The sequence below is a fragment of the Mesorhizobium sp. AA23 genome (assembly GCF_001672435.1).
In the GTDB taxonomy this organism is placed as follows: domain Bacteria; phylum Pseudomonadota; class Alphaproteobacteria; order Rhizobiales; family Rhizobiaceae; genus Mesorhizobium.
In genome coordinates this window covers 615,896-638,524 of record NZ_LYTP01000023.1, presented here as the reverse complement: position 1 = coordinate 638,524, position 22,629 = coordinate 615,896, and the positions used below count along the sequence as shown (strand labels likewise).

Below are 22,629 nucleotides of genomic sequence, written 5' to 3'. Positions count from 1 at the left end.
GACGCTTAGTGGCATCTCGTAATGTAACATTTATCGTCACATATCAACAATAAATGTTGTGATATTCGCAGTTTGTCACATCATATTGAGGATCGTCGCGCAAAAATGCCCTCGCGTTCGGGGCAAAGGGACGATGAAACGAAAAAGGCCGCGTGGCGCCGACACCCGGCCTTTTCTCTGCGCATCGCCTTAGGAGGACGATTACTAACTGTGCAGCTTCACTCCAGTCCGTCACACTCTCGAACGTTCTCCGTCGGCCAAACATATCTCGACGAGCACGAGCTCTCGATCTGTCACGCGCGACGGATAGAGTGCTGACAACCGTTCCTCATGCATGGGAATGATGCGGCGCTCGTCGTTGCCGACGAACCCAAGCATCTCCTCGGCGGCCTCGATTAGGCGAGCTTGACTGCCGTTGGCGAGGCCCGGCGGAACGAAACACGGATCATTCGAGTCGCCCCCGTTGAGGTTTTTATAAGTATAGACCACGTCGCCCGAGAGGACGATTTTGTCGTCTCCCTCGCCGTTCTGCACCACGACGTATTGCGAGCCTGCGGTGTGCGTGTCGAATGCGGGATACAGGTGAATCCCAGGAAGCAGATTTTCCCTTTCGCCTTCGACCAATTCGAGACGGCCCTCGATGTTTGCCTGGGTCAGGTAGAGGATGTCGGCTGGATTCAATCCCGCCTGTAGAGACCGGAATCGGCGGCCCTTGGCGAGAATCCACATCCAGGATTCCAGCTCTTTCTTCTGGATGTAGATCTTCGCCTTTGGGAAGAATTTTAGGCCACCGATATGGTCGAAGTGAGCATGCGTCAGGATGACATGAGTGACGTCCTGTGGCCTCACACCGCACTCGCCAAGGACGATGTCAGGACTTGTCCATCCAGTGACGCCGATCGAGTTGGCGATCTGCCCTCCGAAATCACCGGCGTCGTGTCCGACGTCGACCAAGACGACGGAGCCGCCGGTCTTGATGAGTATGTAGGCGAACGGCAGGTTCATCGTTCCCTGATTGTGGGCGCCGTAATAGACCCCGCTCACCGGGTGTGCCGGGCTGCGCGAGTATTCAAGCACCCAGATCGAATGTGCTCCCATGGTTTTCCTCCCCATGACTAAATAAAGACCCTGCACAGCAGCTGCTTGTGTCAAAGGTCGTGGTGTCGAGTATGGCGGCCGAGCGCCTGAGCTCCGTCGCCGCGTTTGAAAGCACCCCCAAGAGCAGCGCGTCTGTGAGGAGCACGCGGCGCTGCAACAACATATCCGCCTCGGCGAGCAGACGGTCTGCCTTTTCCAGGTGGGCGAACGCGTGCTGTTCGGCGACGAACCCAGGCAATACCAAGCGTGCTGCTGCTACCGACCGTTTGATCTCGGCTGCACGGTCGTCGAGTTCGCCAGCCAAAAGGCGCATGCCCTTCTCCTTCAACGCGAGGTGCATGAACGAGTAAATCGCCAGAAGCTCTCCATAAATTCTGACAAGCGCTTCGACACCTGCGCGCGCTTCCGGTGACGCAACCAGATCGACAATCGCGTCACATTGGAAGTCACGGCGGATGAGGTCGCGGTTGACAGTCATCACTCGGCCGTCGGCAGCGGAGCGTTCGGCGGAATGAGGTTCGCCGCCTTCAATGCATCCCAGAACACTGAAGGTACCGTCTCGTTGATCGCCTTGACGTTCTGGTCCACTTCGGCGGCGCTCTTTGCCCCCATAACGAGGGTGGCCACAGCCGGATGCGCGTAGACGAACTGCATCGCCGCCGCGGGCAGGCTCACTGAATATTCAGTGCAGATGCTCTCGATGGCCTTGACCTTCTCGACAACAGCGGCCGGGACCTTGCCATAGTCATAGGTGGCAGTGGCGCCGCCGACGCGGTCGCCAGAATTCCGGAATTGAAGATGCCGCCCGCGATGACTGATACGTTGCGCTTGAGTAACTCATCAAAGGCGGCTTCGAGGGGCGCATGGTTCAACAGGGTGTAGCGCCCTGCAATAAGAGAGCAGTCTATCTGAAACTCGCGCGCGACACCGACGACCGAGTCCGTTTCGTTCACACCCAGACCTATGGCCGAGACGGCGCCGCTCGACCGTAGCTCGTCGAGCGCCTTGTAACCGGAAGCGCGGAGCTGGTCCCAGTAGAACTCGCTCTGGTCGCCGTGCCAGGCGCGACCGACATCATGAACAAGAAGGATATCGATGTAGTCGAGACCGAGGCGCTGCTGACTGTCTTCGAACGCACGCATGACACCGTCGTACGTATAGTCGTAGCTGTCGAGAAATGGCAGTGGATCGATCCAGTCGATGCCGTACACGGTCTCGAGTTTCTTCGTCCTGCTGGCGGGCTTCAGTATGCGCCCGACCTTGGTGCTTACCACCACGTTTTGGCGCAGCTTGTTCGCGCGAAGCGCGTGCCCAAGGTAGTGTTCGGATTTCCCGAAGCCGTACATTGGCGCGCAATCGAAGTAGCGGATTCCGGACGAATACCCTGCGAGGATCGTGGCTTCGAACTCGTCATACGACACATCGGCGTTGAAGCCTGACAGGGGAACCGTGCCAAGTCCCAGCGAGGTCACCTGCACTTTGCTTTTTCCGAGGGGCCTGAGTTCGAGTTCGGTCATAGGATCATCCTTGCGTGTCGTTGGGAGCGTCCTACCGTCGCCCGGTAATTGGCCGCAGAAGCAGACCTACGCGTCGTCGAGCAGCACAACGGGCAGCTTGTCGGGTTTCATGTCGTAGATGTGAGCATGAAGACCTCCCACCTGACTCCTCTGCCCCGGCGAGGTGTAAGGTATAAGGTCATACCTGCGCAAGCGATTTTTTCCATGAGTTCCATATCAAGCGAGCCTAGGTTGAACGGGGCGCGGCGGCTCGCCTCAATCGATCGTTTATGGCGCGACCGAGGCCGTACATCGGTACCGAGGCGAATCCGATCACATCACCCGCTTTTGCAAGAACGTCGGCCTCGACCATGATCGCGTAGAGGCTTCGGGCTGCCTCCTCTAGGTCGCCGGAAGCGGACAGCGTCAAGTGACATCCATCGCATCGCGGTCCGAAGCCGACCCAAATCATGTTCGCCGTCGGCTGGTCAATCTCAATCCAGACGGCAGCGTCGGGAGCGTAGTGGCTCCTCAATTGGCCCGGGGCAGAGATGACGAGAGCTTCGCTGGCCTCCCCCATCGGACCAAGTAGCTCTTCGAGCGACTCTTGCGGAACGGAACCCTGACGCAGGATTGTAGGCGCGCCGATCAAGGACAGGATTGTGGACTCGAGCCCGTGGTCGCAGGCGTCATCTTGGATGATCCCCGCTATGCGGCTATCGAGTTGGCGAACCACTTGCGCGAAACGCGTCGTGGATATCTTCCCCGAAAGGTTGGCCGAAGGCGCGGCTACCGGGAATCGAACCGCTTGGATAAGGCGTTGGGCAACCTGCGAAGATGGAAATCGGATTGCTACGTTCGCCAGGCCCGCAGTCACCGCGGGGGCCAGTCCGGCATCAGCTTTCTTCGGCAGGAGCACCGTCAGGGGGCCGGGCCAAAAGCGGGCGGCCACCAACTCGGCATTCTGGTTGAACTCGGCCATCCTACGGGCCATGTCCAAGTCGGAAACATGGACGATAAGTGGATTGTGCCGTGGACGTCCCTTTGCCTCATAGATGCGTTCTATTCCGGCTGGATTGCTCGCGTCAGCTCCTAGCCCGTATACGGTCTCCGTTGGGAAGGCCACCACTTCACCGTCGCGAAGCATCCGGGCCGCTATTTCCATGTCGTGGTCGTCATTGCCGAGGCGGCGGGTGATCCCCATTAATTCAGGCCCACGACGGGGTGAGGCACATAGGGGGCTTCGAGTTCCCTGATTTCATCTGCAGTCAACTTCACGTCAAGCGAGGCGGCCGCATCTTTCAGGTGCGATAGTTTGGTCGCGCCGACGATCGGAGCCGTGACGCCGGCCTTCGAGTTGAGCCACGCCATGGCAACAAGCGATCGAGAGACGTTCTTCGCGGCGGCGATATTGGCGACCACATCCACGACGCGCCGATCCGCCTCGTCGGCATGTCCATAGAATCGTGCTGTCACATTGTCGGTCTCGGACCTCACGCTGCTTTCTTCCCACGGTCGGCTGAGACGTCCGCGCGCCAAGGGGCTGAATGCGATGATGCCGACGCCTTCGCTCTTGCAGAGCGGCAGCATCTCGCGTTCCTCCTCACGGTAAAGGAGGTTCATTTGCGCTTGCATTGAGATGAAGCGCGACCATCCGCCGGCGTCCGATTTATAGAGTGCGCGCGCGAACTGCCAACCGTAGCAGTTGCTCGCGCCGATGTACCGTACCTTGCCGCTTCGGACGAGGTCGGTCAGCGCCTCCAACGTCTCCTCGATCGGAGTCGAGTTGTCCCAGAAATGGATCTGGTAGAGGTCGATGTAATCGGTCGCAAGGCGCTTCAGGCTAGCCTCGGCCTCGGCAATGATCGCCTTGCGTGACAGGCCGACGGCGTTGGCACCGTTTCGCATCTTGCCATACACCTTGCTAGCGATGACAACTTCGTCGCGGGGCGCCATCTCTTTAAGAAGTCTCCCGACAATCTCCTCGCTGGTACCGTCAGAATAGACGTTCGCGGTGTCGAAGCAGTTGATGCCGAGTTCGATGGCTTCCCTAATGAAGGGCTTGCTGTCCTCTTCAGACAACGTCCATAGATGGTTGCCGCGGTCCGCGACGCCGAAGCTCATGCAGCCCAAGACCAACTGCGAGATTTTCAGACCGGACCGACCAAGTTGACGGTACTCCATCGTGTCATTTCCCTTCTGATGTCGGTGATTTCGCGCCAAACTTCGCGAGTGCCTGCGCCAGTTCCGGATGAGACTTCGCGTATTCTCGGAGGTCTACACCAGCGATGGCTGCGTCCCATGCGGCGCGGACCGCCTTCACCCCGGCCGCAGGCCCGCCAGGATGGCTAACCACACCACCCCCGCACAAATAGAGGTGGTCGACTGTCTGTCCGGTTCTTCGATAGGTCTCGGGGGCCTGGCCGCCCCATTGGCCCGAGCAAACGACAGGCAAAGGGCGGTCGGCGTCATGGAAGATCGGCTTCTGGAGGTCATGGAAAGACTGGATGAAAGAATCGTCCGGCTCCCAGTATTTGGCCCCGATGCCGTTGATCTGGAACTGGTCGACGCCCAACAGTCGCCAAAGCTGCTGGTAGACCGAAAAGTCGAAACCGAGGCCTGGATGCCGGGTGATGAGATCCCAACCGTTACGGTGAGCATGCAGCGCGAGCGTTGAACGCCGACGCAGGAACAGGAATGCGCCCATTCCGATCGAGTTGATGTTGATAACCGCGGCATTGCCACCTTCGCGAACCACCATGTCGTGCTTACGCACCATCTCGTCGGGATCGACATCGGAAATGCCGAAGGCGTACATGACCTTCTTTCCGGTGCGCTGCTCGTGGTCCCGAATGTGCGGCATGATCGTCTTCACCCGGGCTTCCAGCGGGGAGTAGGGCGGCGAGGTTAGCTTCTCGTCGTCTTTGATGAAATCGACGCCGGACTTGATCAGCTCGCCAACGACATCCGCAGTTTCATCAGGGGTCAGACCCAGCGCAGGCTTGATGATGGTGCCGATAATTGGTCTGTCGTAGACGCCTGTGAGGCGCCGCGAGCCTTCGATCCCAAACTGGGGTCCGGGATAGACCCCGTCGAACTCGGGCGGCAACCTCAGGCCGACGACCCTAAGTCCGGTGAATTCTTTGATTGACCAGACGCCGCCGAGCGCCACCGTCGTCAGAGCCGACAGGTCGGTGCCGACAGCTTCGAGCGGATAGGCGATCGTCACCTGCGCCCGATTGAACGCTGCTCCCTTTGCCGGCAGTGACGGGGCGTCGGCCGTGTCCAGCGGCTCGAAGGCGACAATCCGTGCGGCCGCGCGAGCTTTGAGTTCAGGCGTCTCGCCCGGCAGGTCTACGAATGTTCCGGTGGACTGATCGCTTGCGATCTTGGCCGCCAACGACTCGGGACTCCCAGCCGTTTCGACACGGTAGGTGACAAGGATGTCCGAGGGTCTTGGTCGAGCCAATTTCTGCCGTCCTCGCCGTTAGGCCGCTGGCACTGGCGCGGCCGCCGGAATGAGGTCCGACGACTTGAGGTCATCCCAAAATGCCGCCGGGATCGGCGTGGAGATCGCGGTGACGTTTGCGTCCACATGTTCCGGCGTCAAAGCACCTTGGACTACGGCAGTCACTGCGGGATGCGCGTAGACGAACTGCGTTGCCGCGGTCGGGAGGGAGACGCCGTGGCGTTCGCAGACGGCCTCAAGCGCCTCGACCTTGCGAACAATCGCTTCGGGCGCGGGCTGGCAGTCGTAGGTCCGGGTCGTCGTCCTCGACTTGCTGCCCTCGGCCAGGATGCCTGAGTTGTATATGCCGGCGGCGATGATGCCGACGCCTCGGCGCTGCATTTCCGGATAGAAATGGTCGAGCGCGCCATGGTTTAAGAGGGTGTACCGTCCAGCGACCATCGAGCAATCCAGGTCGAATTCCTCCGCCACCTGGAGGACCGACGCGGTCTCGTTCACGCCGAGACCTATCGCCTTGACGGAGCCGGTGCGGCGCAGCTCGTCGCAAGCCTTGTAGCCGCTGGCCCTCAAGGCCGACAAATGCGTGTCGTAGGCTTCGCGATGCCATTCACCGCTTACGTCATGGAGATAGAGGATGTCGATATGGTCCATGCCCAGACGCTGCTGGCTGTCTTCAAAGGCGCGCATGATGCCGTCATAGGAATAGTTGTATTCATCGACGAAAGGCAGCGCCTTGACCCAGTCGATACCGTAAAGGCTTTCGGCGCGCCTGGCGCGACTCTCCGGCTTGAGAATCCGGCCTGCCTTCGTGCTGACCACGACCTTCCCGATGAGATCGTTGTTCCGGAGGACATGGCCAAGCGAGTGCTCGGACTTTCCAAGACCGTAGAGCGGTGCTGTGTCGAAATAGCGAACGCCCAACTCGTATGCCTTGAGGACGACCGCTTCGAAGGTGGTGAAGGTCACATCGACGTTGCAGCCGCCGAGAGGCGAAGTTCCCAGGCCAAGCGACGTCAGAGTCACATCGGTCTTTCCAAGTCTTCTTTCCAGCATAGGGGGCGATCCTATATCCTTGATTTGAAGAAGGCGGACGGCCGCATGGACCGTCCGCCGTCGTCTGATTACATGTACTTATCGACGTTGGTGGAATCGAGGATCAGCCACGGGACAACGTAGTCCTTCTCAGTGCCGCCCTTCCATTCCATGAGGGAGCCCCAGATTTCCGACTGCGGCTTGTAGCTTTCGCCCTTGATTGCTCGGAGGGCGAGATCGACTGCGCCCTGGCCTTCGGCACGAGCGTACTTGTAAAGGCTGACCGCCATCTCGCCCTTCTTCACGGCGCGCTTTGCATCCGGAATGCCGTCGATCGCGAGAACGGGAACCGTTTTGAGATCGATGCCGGCGCTCTTCATGGCCTCGATCGCGCCCAGTGCCATTTCGTCGTTCTCAGCGAGGACGCCGTTGATCTGCCCTGGGTGGGCGAGCAACCAGTTCTCCATGAGCGCCTGGCCCTCCGCGCGGCTCCAGTTGCCTGTCTTGTTCTCGATGAGCTTGAGGTTCGGGAACTTGGCAAGACCAGCGTCGATGCCTGCGCGGCGTTCGATCTGGGCCGACTGGCCGATTGGCCCTTCCATGAGGACGACGTTGCCGCCGTTGGGAAGGCGCTTGGCAAGTTCCTCAGCGATGATGCGGCCGCCTTCGGTGTCATTGACGATGATCGACGCGGTGTAGTTCGTCGACTTGGTCTTGAGCGCCGACACGATCAGCGGGATTTTCGCTTCTGCTGCCTTGTCAATCGGCGGCGCCGAGGCCTCAAGGTCGAACGGCGACATGATTATCGCGTTGAACTGCTGGGTGATGGCCGTGTCGATCTGATTGGCCTGCGTCAGCGGATCGTACTTGCCGTCGAAGACGGTGATCTCCACCTCGCCCGACTTCACGGCGGGATGGTTCTGGATTTCCGTCGACCAAGCTTTCATGTATTCGCCGGATTCACCGAACGATAGGGCCGCGATCCGGATTTTTTCTTCGGCGAAAGCGAAGCTGCTGCTCGCCAATGCCGCTGCGCCGACTGCCATACCCACACCTGCCTTGAGCAGGTTCCTCCTAGACATCTGCATTTGTAGTCTCCTCTGGGTTGAGATGGTGCCCGGACGCAACATGCGGAACCGGACATTGTCGCCGGGCGAACCGGCGGCAATTTCGGGAATTAGCTATTTGCGGAACTGATCGGCGATGACCGCGACCACGATGATCGTGCCCTTGAGCACCTGTTGGTAGTAGGAAGACACGCCCATCAGGTCCATGCCGTTGTTGATCGTGCCGATGATCAGCGCGCCGATGAGCGTGCCCAACAGAGAGCCGCGGCCGCCTGCGAGACTGGTACCGCCAATCACTACGGCCGCGATCGCATCCAATTCGTATCCGATGCCAGCTTGGGGAAGCGCCGCCGTGGTGCGCGCGGTCAGGACGAGCCCGGCGAGTCCAGCCAAAAGACCGGAGATGGCATACGTCGCGCCGACAACGACCTTGGTGGAGATGCCGCTCGTACGAGCCGCCTTCTCGTTGCCGCCGACCGCGTACACGTAACGGCCGAAGGTCGTGTAGTTCAAAGCCGTCCATCCACCCAGGAAGACGACGAACAAGATGATGATCGGAACCGGGATATGTATGATCTGTCCTGAGCCGATCCACTTGAAGGCATCTGACAGATTGGGGATGGGTCGGCCGTCCGAGAAAATCAGAGTCAGGCCGCGGGCAACGCTCAACATGCCGAGCGTCACGACGAACGGCGGAACCTTGACCGCAGCCACAAGTACCCCGTTGACAAGGCCGAGGCCAGCACCGACGGCCAGTCCCGCGAGGATGCCCAATAGGACAAAGTGCTCGTTGGTCTCGGTAACCAGGCTAGCGGCGATCATTCCGGCAATCGCCATTACGGAGCCGACAGACAGGTCGATGCCCTTCGTCAGGATCACGAAGGTGACCCCGATCGCCAGGATACCGTTGATCGACGACTGCCGAACGAGGTTCAGCCAATTCGGCCACGTCATGAAGTATTGGTTCGCGAACGCGAAGAATGCGACGATTAGGAAGAACACCAGCACGATGCTGAACTGCCGAATGACCTCTCCGGCGCGGAAGGTTCCAGGTTTCGCTGCGGCGATTGTATTCATCACTCAAATCCTTCCGTAGATAGGGCTAGTGGCCGCTGTCAGCTCGCCAGGTCCATGAGCATCTGTTGTGTTGCGTCGGCACCGTCGATGATGTTGACGAGCCGTCCCTGCTTGAAGATCGCGATCCGGTCGCTGAGCTGCATAATCTCTGGAGCCTCCGAGGAGACAACGAGAACGCCGTTGCCCTTTGCGGCGAAGGCCCGCAGGAAGGCGTAAATCTCCTGCTTCGAGCCTTCGTCGATGCCGCGCGTGGGCTCGTCGCAGATCAAGAGCCGCGGGTCGGTTAGCAGGCAGCGTGCCAGGACGACTTTCTGTTGATTTCCACCAGACAAGGTCTCGACGGCGACGTCCGGCGACGCCGACTTGATACGCTGGGACTCGATCATGCCGAGCACGGCGCTTCGTTCCTTGTCGCGCCGGATGAATCCGCTGACTGCCATCAGGGCAAGCGACGAGAGCGTGATATTGTGGGCGATTGACGCTGAGAGGACGAGGCCGCTGTCTTTGCGGTCCTCCGTCACCAAGGCCATCCCACGCTTGATCGCTTCCTTGGGCCGGCCGGGTCTCACCTTGTCGCCGTTGAATATGACCTCTCCGTTCGTGGGAGAGTGAAGCCCGAAAATCGTCTCCAGGAACTCGGTTCGACCTGAACCAAGCAAGCCATAGACGCCCACCACTTCGCCTGATGCTACTTCCAGGGAGATGTCGCGGAAGTGAGACCCGCGCGCCAAGTTCGACACAGAAAGGAGGATAGGAGCGTCTTCGAGGGGCTTACCCTTCTCCACCAGCTTCACTTCGCGACCGACGATCTGCGTCACGAGGTGTCGACGGTCGATGTCCTTGATGTCTCCCGTCTCGATGAACCGACCGTCGCGGAAAACGGTGTATTCGTCCGCGATTTCGAAGATTTCGGTCAGCTTGTGGGAGACGTAAATGATTGCGGAACCCCGCGCGGTGATCTTGCGAAGCGCGTTGAACAGGACATGGACTTCATGTTCGCCGATTGCCGACGTAGGCTCGTCCATGATCACGATGTGCGCGCGATAGCTCAGGGCCTTCGCGATCTCGACGAGCTGAACCTGCGCGAGGCTCAATTCCCCCATCTTTTTGCGCGCATCGACTTCGAAACCGAGTTCGTCGAGGAATGCCTGGGCGTCCCAACGCATTTGACCGAATTTCACGAAGACCCCAAGTCGCTTCGGTTCGCGACCGAGATAAAGGTTCTCGGCGACCGTCATCTCAGGAACGGGGGAAAGCTCCTGCGTGATAATCGCGATTCCATGGCGTAAGGCGTCTGCAGCGCTTCTGAAGTCGACCGATTCGCCGTCGATTTGCACCGTGCCGCCGTCGCGGCGCAGCAGACCCATGGTAATGTTCAGAAACGTACTCTTGCCCGCACCGTTGCCGCCGCAGAGGGCGTGGACAGTGCCAGCCTTGAGTGTCAGCCTACCGTCAACCAACGCCGGGACCCCGTTGAACGATTTCTGGACACCTTCAGCCTGGAGAAGAATGCGAGCCGCTGACGTCTCCCCGCCCTCAATGGCCTCTTGCTTTGCTTTAACCTCGATCATGATATGACGTCATACCTTTGGAAAACTACAAGTACGCCACTGGTTGAGCGGCGGCATGCCACGTGTTTCTACTTACAGTCCAACCGCAAAATCGCGCGAGCCTCTGCCGGGGTGGCGGGCTCGCGTCCGACCCTTTGGGCAATCTCGACGGCGCGGGATATGACATCGGCGCTCGTGGGCGTGCCAAGCTCGCGATACGGGTAGTCGCCGATGCCAATGGCCATATGGCCGCCCAGTCGGCAAATCGCCGGAGCGATGTTGAGCAGGTTCCCACCCAGGCAGTTCACCGTCCATTCGATAGGCCTGTCGTCGGGCAAAAACGCAAGGTGTGCCATCAATCCGGCCTCGGTCGGCGGATGCCCGGTGATGAAACGCCCTCCCGTCAGATGGAGCAGGAAATAGGCTGGTCCCTCGACCAGGCCTGCATCCATCAAGGCGATCGCCCGCCGCGTGAATCCGACCGACCAGGTGACTAGCTTCGGCTTCACGCCCGTTTCCGCCAACCTGCGGGCGTAATGGATCAGACTTTCGGTCGTGTTGAGATATAATCGCTCCGGGTTTTCGAACGTGCTGTTCTCAGGGTCCCAAAGTTCGAGGTTCGCCGACCCTGTGTCGATCGGAGCGATGTCGGGCTTCGTCGTCGGGTCCAGCGCCAGAGCAGCCACCGTATCAATGCGCTTCTTGGCGTCCGAATCATTCGAGATGAAGCCAAGAGTTGGGAGGATGAGCAGATCGGTGGCCGCCCTGACTTTGCGGATAATCTCGGCGTTGGCTTCGACGGTGTTCGTCGCGCCACCCTCCGGAGTTCTCGCGTGGTAATGAAGGATTGCCGCTCCCGCCTTGCGCGCCGCGACCGCGGCTTCCGCGATCTCGTCGGCGGTGTACGGGATGCTGGGGTTGGAGCTACGCAGAGCGTACTCGTTGACCCGCGCTTCGAGGATGATCTTCTTCTGCATTTCTCCTCCTTACGCCGCAACCGAAGAGACGGTGCCCTTCAAAGCGCGCATGAAGAAGTCGTCGGCACCGATCTGTCCCCCCTTGAGCATGACCTCGAGGCCGTCGATCTCCGCGTCGCCAGGCGCGTCCAGGCGGCAAACGTGGCAGTTCTGCACCTCATCGAAAACCGCGATCTCGAGCGCTTCCGCGCCGACCGTTCGGACGGCGTAGCTGGAGCTATCCCCGCCTGAAAAGACGATGCGTGGCAAGGACACGGCGCGCCGCACCGATCGGGCAATGTTGCAATAGATCGCTCCGAGGCGCTCCGCGGGAACCTCGCTCTCGACCACCCGGCCGGACTCGCCACGGGCAGTGTAGATTACGGTGGGGCAACCACGCTCAAGGCCTTCAACGGCCTTCAGCACTGCTTCCCGGGCCGCCGCAGCACCTTGCTCGTCTGACGCAATCTTTGACACGTCTAAGTGAACCATGCTCCAGCCCGCAGCTTCCGCAGCAGCGATCTGGCGACCAGTCTGAAGGGCGCAACTGCCTGACAACACGAGCAGTTTCTCGACGCCGGAGATTTCGGTGTTGGGGGGCTTGGAGCCGGACAGGAGACCCAACCGAGCCCAGAGCGCGCCAAGCTGCTGCGCGAGACCTTGAGCTGCAAGCGCGAAAATCGGCAGCGTTGAAGCCCTGACCCAAAGCAAATCCGCGACCGCGGCCAAGTCCGCATTTTCGACGCCGTCGAAAATGACTCCCGCTCCATCCTGGAAAGCCTTGAAGACACATTCGTGCATACCGGCGCGGTTGCGGATCATGGGAAGCGTGACGTTGACGAACTTCCTGTCCGTCTGCCCAGCTAGATGGATCCGTAGATCAGCCTCATGCATCGGCGTTTTGGGATGGCTGCACATGCTTGGATGACGGTCCAACCGCTCGATTCTGTCGGCGAAGCGCGCGAAATGATTTCCGAAGCAGGTGTAGCGTCCGAAGTCGGGTGTGGCCGCAAGCACGGGGACGTCACGTTCTCCGAAGTGGATGGCGGCTCGATCGAGGACAGCTCCGTAGTTTCCGACCGTCGGCGATGAGTCGAAGGTCGAGCAAATTTTGTATTGAATGAAGGCGCTGCTCAGCCTCCCCATGATCGAGAAGGCGCTGTCCAGCTCGGCGTCGAGTTCGACTCCCGATAGCGCCCGGGCTGTGCCCGCGAAACCGAGTACATCGTAGGATTGGGAATCGGCGACAACCTTCTCCATCGCGGGACGCGCCAGATAGAGCTTGCCCTTTACGCCGCTACGATGGAACTGCGCCAGGTTCTCGGACGAACCTGTGAAATCATCGCCGTAAAACACGGCTTTCAGTCTCGCAGCTGAAGACATTCCAATCTCCCATAACCCCAGCCGAGGAAATCTGCCTCCTCACCCCGAACCAGAGTTCACTTGACAAGACTCATAGGAGGAGCCCATAACTCTGTCAAGGTCATACCTCATACCTTATACGTCACATCTTCACAGGAGGACTGAAAATGAGACTCTCTGGTCGTACCGCCGTGGTAACCGGGGCAGGACGAGGGATCGGGCTCGCGGTGGCTGAGGCTTACATTCGCGAAGGGGCGAACGTGGTCATCGTCGATCGCGATTCAGACGTGGCAAATGCAGCCGCTGATCGCCTCGGCGAAAAAGCGTTGGCGGTTCGGGCCGACATTTCTGTCGACGAGGACATCACGGCTATCGTGGAAAAGACAGTCGAGCGGTTTGGGGCGGTCGAGATCTTGGTCAACAACGCGGGAGTCGGTGCAACCACGTTGTTCCTCGAGAGCTCGAGGGAAGAATTCGAACGCGTCGTTCGGATCAACTTGACCGGGACATTCCTTGTAGCACAGGCCTTCGCGCGAATTATGGCAGCGAAGGGATATGGAAGGATCATCAATATCGCCTCACTGTCCGGCCAAAAGGGAGGCGTCGGGCGATCGGCTTATGGCGCCTCGAAGGCCGGGGTCGAACTCCTCACCAAGGTGATGGCGGTCGAGCTTGCGGAGTCTGGCATCACAGTCAACAACATCGCGCCCGGCCCCATTCTTACCGAGGTGTCGAAGGTCATGCACACGGTAGAAACCCGTGAAGCGTACCACCGACTCGTCCCGCAGCGCCGGTATGGCGAGCCGTCAGAAATCGCGGATGCCGCAGTGTTCTTGGCGAGCGATGAGGCAGCGTACATCACCGGACACACACTCAATGTCGACGGCGGCTTTCTCGCTGCGGGTTTGATGTTCCCGTTCGATCCGAAAGCCTCGAAGCGGCTGGGACAAATCAGCGAATAATCCTGGTCATCCGGGCTCCCGCAGTTCGATGTTTGTCGCAAAAGGCAAAACGCGGTATGACCTCGTACCTTCCGCAAGACGATGGAGCGTGACAAGGAATGCTGTCTGTTGATCCAAAGAAAATCCCAAGCAGGCTGGAGATTGCGCTGGACTACATTACAGGCGAAATCGCTAATGGAAACCTTGGACCCGGGGACAAACTTCCCAACGAGAAGGAACTGGCCCAGCAACTCGGAATCAGCCGGACACCAATCCGGGAAGCAATCAAGACGCTCGCGGTGTCGGGAATCGTCGAAACGAGGCACGGATTCGGCAATTACATCCGTAAGGACGAGGGCCTCCCGGCGATGCCGCTGGCCATGTTCAAGCTCTACCTCCAAAGCTCGACGCCCGAAATGCTGATGGAACTGCGATACGTCTTCGACCGCAACTGCTCCGAACTTGCTTCGGTTCGGCGCACGGAGGAAGATCTGGCGCTCATGAGGGAGTGCATCGACCGCTTGCGAAGGCTGTCGGAGGACCCGAACTCTCCAATCGGGGAACTCCTCAAGGCCGACCTCGATTTCCATCGCGCTATCTACAAAGCAGCTGGCAACCCACTGATCGTGGTGATCGCCGACTTCGTTCTGAAAATGGTCGCGCCCTGGGTGCAGAAGTCGCTTGAGGTCAGCGGCAAGTGGCGTGCAGTCGGACTCCATGAGCGCATGTACGAAATGATCCGCGACAGGAAGACAGGTGACCTCAGCCGCGAAAGCGTCGAAGAGAACATGGAGCACTTCCGCACGTCGTTGCTGGGATGACCGCCTGCCCCCCTGCATCGTCGACGGATGGCTTTCTCCGATGACTTGAACGAGCGGACATCCTAGGCTTCCGCAGTGTGGCGATCATATTTCCGTAGCATCTAGAGGCGCACCGAATTCTCTGAGGCTTCGTCCGCATTCTAAAGCACGCGTGCCGTACGCGAGACCGCGGGCTGGCGAGTGCCTGATCCGCCGGATTAGGCGCAAAGGCTCTAGTTCCCGTAGAAGCAGACTGAATGTCTGAAACGCGCCGCATCTCAAAAACCACGACGGTGTGGCCGGTTTTCGAGCCGCCATTAGGTCGTCTCCAGTACGGGGCGCAAAGTAGCTCTCGCTCTTAACGGCTCGAGGGTCGCAGACGGTCGATCCCAGGGGAGAACTTCGCACCTGCCTCGCGTAGAATGTTGACCAGTTCCAGCGAGGCCTGATGTGCGATTAGCGCTTCATCGCGACTACAGGATTCCTCACCATAACGGATACCTGGCTTGCATTGAATTGCTGCTACTTGTGCGCTGGCATCGAATGTAAGACCCGCATCGGCGAGTGTCTGGCAAAGCGCCGCCAAACCGTGAGTGAACTTGAACTTTTCGCCAGTCAGGTCGATCGCAGCCTTCAACACTTTCTCGGCGGCTTGGAGCGAGGCCCATTTCGATTCCCCGTTGCGCCCCCGCCGCGCCATAAGGCTGTCGACTGCGACGTCAACATCTCCGCGCGCAATCGACATCAAGTTGTGATTGGTATTCTCGAGGGTGTACGCGGCCGGTAACGCCGTTTCAAAGGCTTTGCCAATAGCATTCAACGCCGAATCCGACAGTCGCGCTGCCTTGGCGGGGGTCATCTCATCGACAAGCTGGGTAATATTGATGATTGCTGCGCCGCGCGAAATTCCCGGGTGATGTAGCCACTGGCGCTTCAGAACGAAGGTCACGCTGCCAAAGATGCGCGGCACGCGCAGGACATAGAGATCGCCATCAAGCTGCACTACCATCCGCCCCGGGCTGGGATTCACCTTCAGGCGGTCGCCATAGTTGTCCCTATACCATTGGTTGATTGCTTCGCTCAGCGGGACATTCTCTCGCAAGTCGGGCGGCAGGCGCGCAGGATTACCGCCAAGCGGCATGCTAAGCCCATATCTCATCGAGACCTCACGCATTGCCAGCATTGGGCGTGCCGGAATATCCACGCCCTCACCGGTCAGCTTAAGATCAATCTGCGCCATCATTGTCTCGAATTGCGGCCCGTCCTTGGGTGGTCGTTCCAAAGCCATAGGTAACTCCGAAGGCAGCCACCGACTGTGAGGTAAGGCTGTGCGAATGCGGCTCAAATTCAAACTGCAAAACGCTTCATATCGTTCGTTTGAACCGGGTATAAAGTTGACAGTTTGAATAGCCAGCGCCGGTGTGCGTGTGCCGTCAACCTTGCGAAGCGAGGGCAGGTCGCTCGTCCCGTTCGTTCCCCATGGCCCTACCGGCTAGCCGGTCTAGGTCTCTGCGGATTAGATTGATGTCCACCGGAGTCCACTCGCTCAAGGTCGGCAACGGCATGCCTTCAGTCTGCGCCAAACGACCCAAAGAGTTTTGTCCACCGATCCAGAACTTCTGGAGCAAACTTGCCAAAGCCTGCGGAAAGCGCCCGTTTCTTGGCCTCGCGCGCGACCTCAACCTTCCAACCATCCGACAGGACAATTTGCTGAGAAGCTGCCCACGCCTCTACTTGTGGAACGATCGGCTTGGTCGCATCGACAACGTCTGAAAATGGCGTATCTGAACGCCGCTCCCAGCGATCGATCACATCGGCTAAAAAGGCCGCGGGAAAGAGGTCTTCAATTTCCGAGTCCTTGACATCAGTGTAGTCGTCTGTGGAGAGAATTCGGTCCTTGGCCTCTTGGTAGAGACCATTCTTCATGTCGAGCGCCATCTTTCGGCCGGCGGCATCTCCGTCAAGAAGCATGATAGGGAGGGTTTCATCTCGGCCCGTCAAAATACTTGCGACCACCTTTGCGTTTTTCGCACCGTGAGAGGGCGGGAACACAATTTCGCGTTTAGGTGATATACGCGTAGCAGCGATCAGAAGAGTTTTGATGGTTGCGAGGTAATGTTGATCGGACGGACCTTCCACAATGACTGGATGGCACCCCAACAACAGACTTTCAGCCACGTTCATGTTTAGCGCCGAATAGATCGCGTAAGTCGCACCGGATTTCCGTGGATCTTCCGAACCGCGTCGGAGGTCCGGTGACGCCTTGGTCGACCCATCTTCGCTGACATACACCTTGCGCGCCCGGTCCAACATGTCGGCGTCAACAAGAAATGGTGAATGGGTCGTATAGATTAGCTGATTGGTGGCAGCAAGGTTTTCGAAGAACGCGGATAAATCCCTCTGTGCCAATGGATGTAAGGACAGCCCTGGTTCGTCCAACAGCAGGATTGCATTCTCGTGCCCTTGCGCACTTTCAACCAGAAACACGAGGTAGAAACTAAGAAACCACTGTAAACCCGTGCTCCTGTCTTCCAGCTCGACCTTCTCTGGCCGCCGTGCATCGCTAACCCAGATGCGAAAATGATCTCCGTCCGCTTGGAACTCGAATGTGTAGTCCCCCTGCTTCCACCATTGTTTGAACTTCTTCGTAAGGTCTGTGCCTGCAGAATTGAGCATGATGGTCCGCGTGCGCTTCTTCTCCGTGATCTCGGCGATGCGGTCCGCAGTGATGCTTTCGTTAGGCTGAAGGTCTCGACCCAGCTCTAGAATCTGATCCGGCTGTAACTTTACAAAGCTAAATAGAACTCGGAGCGTCCGGGCTTTCGCAGCTTCCCGAGCTCCCAAGTCTGCGCGTTTCATGTTCTGTACGACGTGGGGTAGGTAGATTTCCGAGTCCAAATTCCCGTAGTTCGAATAATAAACAAACTTGGGGAGCCCCTCGATCACCAACTCGAACACTCCATCGACGTCCTCTGGCTCGGGGGATTCAAGAAGCTTAGCCGTGTGCTCGAGCTCATCAAGAAGGGCATTGAGCCGCGGGACGATCGAACTGGTGGCGGCCGGGTTCTCTGGCAGCGACGGCCGCAACTGACTTGCTATCGCCCGAACGGCGGCTGAACTATAGGCGCGCCCCTCCGCGATGCCGTTGCCCACCTGCTTCATGACGCTAACAAACTGTGTCTTGAGATCCCCCTCTTTCGCCAAAGGAGCAATCTGTTCGAGCTGAACAGAAGCCGTCTCAAGAAGGTTTGTAAGCTCCGTTCCCTGCAGTGTCCGCTGAGGTCGATGGTTCGGGAAGCTAACGCTGAAGTTGCCGTCAAAATAGCGGGTGACATGAACCAGGCGCGCATCACTCTCGGCCAGGCCAGTCAGACTCGAGATTTTCCCAGCCAGTTCAGGCGCATCAAATTCCGCAGTAATAAAGGGAACTTCGCCTGGATCGGCCTGGATATCGTTGAATGTTGCCTTTGGATAGTCCGAAGTCGCTTTGATCTCGCCCTCTCGTGCAGGGTTGAGTTTCCATAACGGCAACAAGAGGTTGGTTTTTCCGGACTCGTTGACCCCGATAAGCGCAGTGACGTGATCGGTTTCGACCCAACCACTGTCGATCACGGACCTATAATTCGTGACCTTGTATTTAACCAGTTTCATCGGCATTTCCCCCGCGGCGATTCGCGCAGGTTAAGATATACTGTGGAATTGCAGGTCCAAAGGAGAATGCGGCGGTTAATGGTCGGCTGAGAACTGCCTATCCGGATGGATCATGCTCTCTCACTCCAAAGCGGATTTTTTTCCGCGCAATTGCGCCAGCCCCTATCATGACCACCGCCTTGATAAGAGATTGGGCTGAATTTCGGAGTGAAATTCACCAAAATATTCTGGCGAATATTGACTTCTTTGGCGCGCCGTTGAATCACTTATTCCTTTCAAACGGGAAGGCAACGATGTCCGAAAAGAGGATGAAATTCGTGAAGCTTGCCGAGGGAAGGACACAGGCAGCTTTGGAGGCCATCAGGAAAATCGGCAATCTTTCGAACCGACGGGCGTACGAATTTGATGAGAGTGACGTTAAGAAAATTGTCAGGGCGCTTCGCGATGCAGCCTCAGATCTCGAACGGAAATTCGGCTCCACATCGGCAGCTGAGAAGGACGTCTTTAAGCTATAGGGATCTTTGAGATGAATTTCGAACGTCTGACGGTCCAGGACGATAAGTTTCTGATCAACCGCCTAATCGGCCAAGCGCCGCGACATACGCTTGTCCGAGAGTTCTTCATGAACGCGCAGGAAAGTGCGGCGTTGGCACCCGAGGGCCATCGAACTGTGCGCATCTACCCATCGTTTGTTGGGGGGGTTCGCAAGTTGACGTTCTGGAACACCGGACCGGGAATGGATTCCGGAGAACTTCGGACGGCGACAAACATCTCTGCCTCGATCAACAAACAGATGTCTCTTAGCGAAAATTTTGGCATAGGCGCCAAGGTCTCCGGCTTAACCGTCTCACCCGCAGGGATCCGTTATCGCTCCTGCAAAACAGGTGTGGTTCACGAGGTTACGATAGGATTCGACGATGAAGCGGATACGTTTGTCCGATTTGCCTTCGAGGTCGAGGGGCGGCAGGAGACCGTCTTCGACGTTACCGAGGCGGTACGAAAGACAGCCGATGTAACCTACGACTGGACGGAAGTCGTGTTAATGGGGGAAGACGACGACCACGACACCGTGGCAGAGCCTATCGGCAAAGGAATCCGGGTTGACCGTAGCTACGTTGCCACGCAGATCTTTCGACGTTTCGCGGAGTTCCGGGCCGGCGTCAAGGTCATATTGGATGTGTCCGTGACAAAGGGCGGAGGGCGCGACGAGACAGGAAGGACGCGCACCCTCAAGACGCCACAGGATGTCATTCCACAGCTTCCGAAGGCTGAGATTGTCACTTGCTCTGAGTCGGCGGTGAAAATTCAATACGTTCACGATCCAAAGCACGCCAATTACAGTCACACCATAAGCGCGCTTAACAATCCAGCGACATCGTCGACCTCATTCTGCGCGCTCGTGCACAAGGGTGAACGATACGACTTCCGAACCGGGACAAAGTGGTCGGCTGTCGCTCCGAATTACGGGATACCTTTCGGCTCAACCGTGCTTACAGTCCAGATTATCCTCCCGGACGATGCCGCGCTGCCAAACCAATACCGAGATGCTCTCACGACTGTCGAAGAGCGCAACCCGATCACAACCGATGACTATGCAATAAAGGTCCGCGAACTGATGCCCGAGTGGGTGAAGGACGTGATTAGGGAGGCACATCCTCCAAGGGATGAAAACCTAGACGACCTGCAGAAAGACCTTCAGAAGCTCCTTGACGAGTTCCGCTTGCCAACTTCGACCTATGTGAAGTCGAACAAGACGACCCAGCGCACCGAGGACAATGATCTCGGTCTCGACGAGGCTCGCGCTGCTGATGCCGATCCGATCGACGACGAGGAGGATCGCTTCCTCCGCGGCGAACGGAATTCTGGCCTCAGGGCGACGGAAAAGAAAGTCCGGAAGGCTCCTGAGGGGGCGAAGCTCTCCAAGGAGGCGCATGCGCTTGAGCGCGCCCCTACGATCGAGATACTGGACGATCCTACGGAGATAGATGAGAAGCAGATGAAGGGTCGTGCGGGCCGCTTCTACAAAGACGCGCAGACACTCTTCATCAACGGCCTTTACTCCGCTGTCGATAGGATGACTTCGGAGCTAGAAGTACACTTCGCAGGACAAGCAGAAGGAGAGGCGCTCCGCAGCATCATCCTAAGGGCAGCGCAGCGATCTATGGCATTTCGCGTGGGCAAGGCTACTTGCTACGCGATCAGCAAACGGTTGGTTGACGGATGGTCACTGGAAGACCTCGAAAGGGCGACGTCCCCGGAGTCGCTGTCTCTAGCAGCGGATGACTATCGTCAGAGTATCGCTACGGCGCGTAAGTGGATCAGCGCGGAGCTCAAGGCGCATGGATTCGCCGTAGAACCGGAGGCCGCGTAAGGAGCATCTGTCTAGGAGATTGAAAACAAGCGCCGCGCTTTGCCGCCGTGGCTTTGAGAGCGAGACAAAGCGGTGGCCGCCAATCTGTCGTTAGCAATGCTGGCCAGCACAATGCTCCCAGTCCGGGCCTTCCAACCTAACGTTACTTCCCCCTTGGTTTTGTGGAGTGCTTTTTGATGGAGTTCGCCTAGGCCGTGCCTCCTAGTCCCACTGGCATTAGCCAGTTGCGAGCGGCAGCATCGCAACGCCTGAGGCGACCCTGATGGTCCATAGAACAACGTTGCTGCCATCCTCGGATGGTACCATGATTCTCTACCGGGCGTGGGTGGACTTCAACAACATCTGGCAGAGAAGCCGGGCGTTTAACTGCTTACCGAAGTCAACTTCCGCTGTGATAGTATTCGCTCGCCGGCAAGTTTCTGCGCCTTAAGGAGCCGATGCCAAACCGTCAGATACAAAGCATTACCGATCGGCTGCCCTACTCATTGCGGGAGGGTGTGAACGGCTACGTTGATGCTGTTGCCGCTGTTGTTTCTGATATCGCGAGGGACGCTCGCGTAGAAATCAGCGGTGACAGACTTGACCAGTTCCTGCTCATCGTCGCGATTCGCAGGATCTGGTCCACTGTAAACAGCCAATATTGGATCATGAACGACTGCATCGGTGTCGCAACGCGACCGCCTGCGGGGACCGAAGCCTTGCCGCAAACAAGGGGCTTCCGGATCGGTCGAGACGAAATCAGCCAAGACTCCCCGGCGTTTGTGGAAGGGCGGAACCTCCGTCAGGAGCTGTACAAGCTAATCGCCAAGCTTGATATCGCAGATCTGGTTGCGGACACTGGCAGTTTGAGTGACGTAGCGACAAAGATGTTTGCGAGGCAAGATTGAAGGTCGCCGCGATCGAGAAAGAGCTCAAAGCTTTCATCAGCAAGCATTCCGTCCAATTCGAGCATCTGTCGATCAGGGAAACAGCGCTTCTTGAACTGGGTGCCCTCACCATGGCGACCGAACATTACCGGCTGGCTGGGTACACGATCACGGTGGAGAACGCGATCAACGGCCTCTTCGCGGCCAAGCTTTCGTCTCGGGGGCACCCTTACAACTTCTCATGGTTCAAGTGCGTCAAGGGTAAGGAGCTTTACGAGATACATTCCAATCTGTCGGTAATGGGTGGCCACAAAGATGAGGCAGTGTATGTCGTCGACGTGGCCGTGGTTATAGGCGATGATCATGTGCCAAAGGCCAAACCGAAGAAGAAATGGGTTGCCTTGAATAACAAGGCGCTGGCAACGTTCGCTGAGGTCAAAAAACTGGTCGTGTATCCGATGCTCCTCGCCCAATTTATTGGGATCGTGCACGAAATCACACCCTCAATGCTGAAAAAGCTGAAGGCCGGCACGGTTGAGGACGACCACTTTCCACCCTCCCTCATAACGCTAGGGTACCTGACTGCAACCTCTGGCAAAGCTTTGAAAGGCTTTGCGAAGCGAAAGTTCAGGGTTTGCGTCGTCCATAACTTCGACATGTATCTCTCACAGATGAGGAGGGGAGAGGCGGATAAATCTCCTTTCGTCATGGTGCAGAGCCTCATCTGATAAAGCGCGCCTCGGCGTTCGTGAACCCGTGCGTCGGCATTCAGTATTGTCCTAACCAAATGAAGTCTTGTGCTAGCGTTCGATTTTCGCCGGGGCTTCGTCGACTTCGAAGACATGCTAAGGGTCGGCCCGATCTGCGATTTTTCAAAATAGCTAACCTTCGAA

The 22,629-nt window shown here is 58.1% G+C and carries 21 protein-coding genes; 6 read left to right on the top strand and 15 right to left on the bottom strand.

Annotated elements, in window-relative coordinates; translation table 11 throughout:
- Positions 1 to 231 precede the first annotated feature (231 nt).
- The 13 genes from A9K66_RS19735 to A9K66_RS19680 form a co-directional block, all read right to left on the bottom strand.
- Positions 232 to 1,098, bottom strand: a complete 867-nt coding sequence (locus tag A9K66_RS19735) for an N-acyl homoserine lactonase family protein (RefSeq protein ID WP_067326913.1) — start codon at positions 1,096 to 1,098, stop codon at positions 232 to 234.
- Positions 1,070 to 1,576 carry a hypothetical protein gene (locus A9K66_RS19730; protein WP_067326910.1) on the bottom strand — a complete coding sequence of 169 codons (507 nt, stop codon included), beginning with the start codon at positions 1,574 to 1,576 and terminating at the stop codon, positions 1,070 to 1,072. The genes A9K66_RS19735 and A9K66_RS19730 overlap by 29 nt, the downstream gene beginning before the upstream one ends.
- Positions 1,576 to 1,773, bottom strand: coding sequence for an aldo/keto reductase (locus A9K66_RS31520; RefSeq protein WP_280944383.1), 198 nt, complete (start codon positions 1,771 to 1,773; stop codon positions 1,576 to 1,578). Before A9K66_RS31520 ends, A9K66_RS19730 begins: the two co-directional genes overlap by 1 nt.
- On the bottom strand, positions 1,770 to 2,615 hold the full coding sequence (locus tag A9K66_RS19725; RefSeq protein ID WP_280944382.1) for an aldo/keto reductase: 846 nt from the start codon (positions 2,613 to 2,615) through the stop codon (positions 1,770 to 1,772). The genes A9K66_RS31520 and A9K66_RS19725 overlap by 4 nt, the downstream gene beginning before the upstream one ends.
- Positions 2,616 to 2,841: 226 nt before the next feature.
- Positions 2,842 to 3,798 (bottom strand): L-threonylcarbamoyladenylate synthase, encoded by a 957-nt coding sequence (locus tag A9K66_RS19720; RefSeq protein WP_067326907.1) that lies wholly within the window; start codon positions 3,796 to 3,798, stop codon positions 2,842 to 2,844.
- Positions 3,798 to 4,778 carry an aldo/keto reductase gene (locus A9K66_RS19715; RefSeq protein WP_067326904.1) on the bottom strand — a complete coding sequence of 327 codons (981 nt, stop codon included), beginning with the start codon at positions 4,776 to 4,778 and terminating at the stop codon, positions 3,798 to 3,800. Before A9K66_RS19715 ends, A9K66_RS19720 begins: the two co-directional genes overlap by 1 nt.
- A gap of 4 nt (positions 4,779 to 4,782) precedes the next feature.
- Positions 4,783 to 6,063, bottom strand: a complete 1,281-nt coding sequence (oiaX, locus tag A9K66_RS19710) for a 3-oxo-isoapionate-4-phosphate decarboxylase OiaX (RefSeq protein WP_067326900.1) — start codon at positions 6,061 to 6,063, stop codon at positions 4,783 to 4,785.
- 18 nt (positions 6,064 to 6,081) lie between these two features.
- Positions 6,082 to 7,116 (bottom strand): aldo/keto reductase, encoded by a 1,035-nt coding sequence (locus A9K66_RS19705; RefSeq protein WP_067326897.1) that lies wholly within the window; start codon positions 7,114 to 7,116, stop codon positions 6,082 to 6,084.
- Positions 7,117 to 7,184: 68 nt separating this feature from the next.
- The gene (locus tag A9K66_RS19700; RefSeq protein ID WP_082953966.1) at positions 7,185 to 8,183 is read right to left on the bottom strand and encodes a substrate-binding domain-containing protein; all 999 of its coding nucleotides are present in this window, start codon (positions 8,181 to 8,183) and stop codon (positions 7,185 to 7,187) included.
- A 93-nt stretch (positions 8,184 to 8,276) separates the two neighbouring features.
- Positions 8,277 to 9,239, bottom strand: coding sequence for a sugar ABC transporter permease (locus tag A9K66_RS19695; RefSeq protein WP_067326893.1), 963 nt, complete (start codon positions 9,237 to 9,239; stop codon positions 8,277 to 8,279).
- 38 nt (positions 9,240 to 9,277) lie between these two features.
- Positions 9,278 to 10,810 (bottom strand): sugar ABC transporter ATP-binding protein, encoded by a 1,533-nt coding sequence (locus A9K66_RS19690; protein WP_067326890.1) that lies wholly within the window; start codon positions 10,808 to 10,810, stop codon positions 9,278 to 9,280.
- Between the two features lie 68 nt (positions 10,811 to 10,878).
- Positions 10,879 to 11,766, bottom strand: coding sequence for a 3-keto-5-aminohexanoate cleavage protein (locus A9K66_RS19685; RefSeq protein WP_067326886.1), 888 nt, complete (start codon positions 11,764 to 11,766; stop codon positions 10,879 to 10,881).
- 9 nt (positions 11,767 to 11,775) lie between these two features.
- The gene (locus A9K66_RS19680) at positions 11,776 to 13,128 is read right to left on the bottom strand and encodes a four-carbon acid sugar kinase family protein (protein WP_067326882.1); all 1,353 of its coding nucleotides are present in this window, start codon (positions 13,126 to 13,128) and stop codon (positions 11,776 to 11,778) included.
- A gap of 146 nt (positions 13,129 to 13,274) precedes the next feature.
- Between A9K66_RS19680 and A9K66_RS19675 the strand changes: the two genes are divergently transcribed.
- On the top strand, positions 13,275 to 14,069 hold the full coding sequence (locus A9K66_RS19675; protein ID WP_067326879.1) for a 3-oxoacyl-ACP reductase family protein: 795 nt from the start codon (positions 13,275 to 13,277) through the stop codon (positions 14,067 to 14,069).
- A 98-nt stretch (positions 14,070 to 14,167) separates the two neighbouring features.
- Complete coding sequence (locus tag A9K66_RS19670) at positions 14,168 to 14,869, top strand: FadR/GntR family transcriptional regulator (RefSeq protein WP_067326876.1); 702 nt, start codon at positions 14,168 to 14,170, stop codon at positions 14,867 to 14,869.
- 337 nt (positions 14,870 to 15,206) lie between these two features.
- On the opposite strand, the gene A9K66_RS19665 is transcribed toward A9K66_RS19670, so the two are convergent.
- Together A9K66_RS19665 and A9K66_RS19660 are read right to left on the bottom strand one after the other, a co-directional pair.
- Entirely contained in the window at positions 15,207 to 16,136 is a 930-nt protein-coding gene (locus tag A9K66_RS19665) for a hypothetical protein (RefSeq protein ID WP_156751102.1), read from the bottom strand.
- Positions 16,137 to 16,417: 281 nt separating this feature from the next.
- Positions 16,418 to 18,499, bottom strand: a complete 2,082-nt coding sequence (locus tag A9K66_RS19660; RefSeq protein WP_067327179.1) for an AAA family ATPase — start codon at positions 18,497 to 18,499, stop codon at positions 16,418 to 16,420.
- Positions 18,500 to 18,792: 293 nt separating this feature from the next.
- On the opposite strand from A9K66_RS19660, the gene A9K66_RS19655 reads away from it, so the two are divergent.
- The 4 genes from A9K66_RS19655 (at position 18,793) to A9K66_RS19640 (ending at position 22,464) form a co-directional block, all read left to right on the top strand.
- Positions 18,793 to 19,014 (top strand): hypothetical protein, encoded by a 222-nt coding sequence (locus A9K66_RS19655; protein WP_067327177.1) that lies wholly within the window; start codon positions 18,793 to 18,795, stop codon positions 19,012 to 19,014.
- An 11-nt stretch (positions 19,015 to 19,025) separates the two neighbouring features.
- Positions 19,026 to 20,870 carry a hypothetical protein gene (locus tag A9K66_RS19650; protein WP_067326870.1) on the top strand — a complete coding sequence of 615 codons (1,845 nt, stop codon included), beginning with the start codon at positions 19,026 to 19,028 and terminating at the stop codon, positions 20,868 to 20,870.
- A gap of 437 nt (positions 20,871 to 21,307) precedes the next feature.
- Positions 21,308 to 21,757 (top strand): hypothetical protein, encoded by a 450-nt coding sequence (locus A9K66_RS19645; RefSeq protein ID WP_067326867.1) that lies wholly within the window; start codon positions 21,308 to 21,310, stop codon positions 21,755 to 21,757.
- The gene (locus A9K66_RS19640) at positions 21,754 to 22,464 is read left to right on the top strand and encodes a hypothetical protein (protein ID WP_067326864.1); all 711 of its coding nucleotides are present in this window, start codon (positions 21,754 to 21,756) and stop codon (positions 22,462 to 22,464) included. Before A9K66_RS19645 ends, A9K66_RS19640 begins: the two co-directional genes overlap by 4 nt.
- Positions 22,465 to 22,629 lie beyond the last annotated feature (165 nt).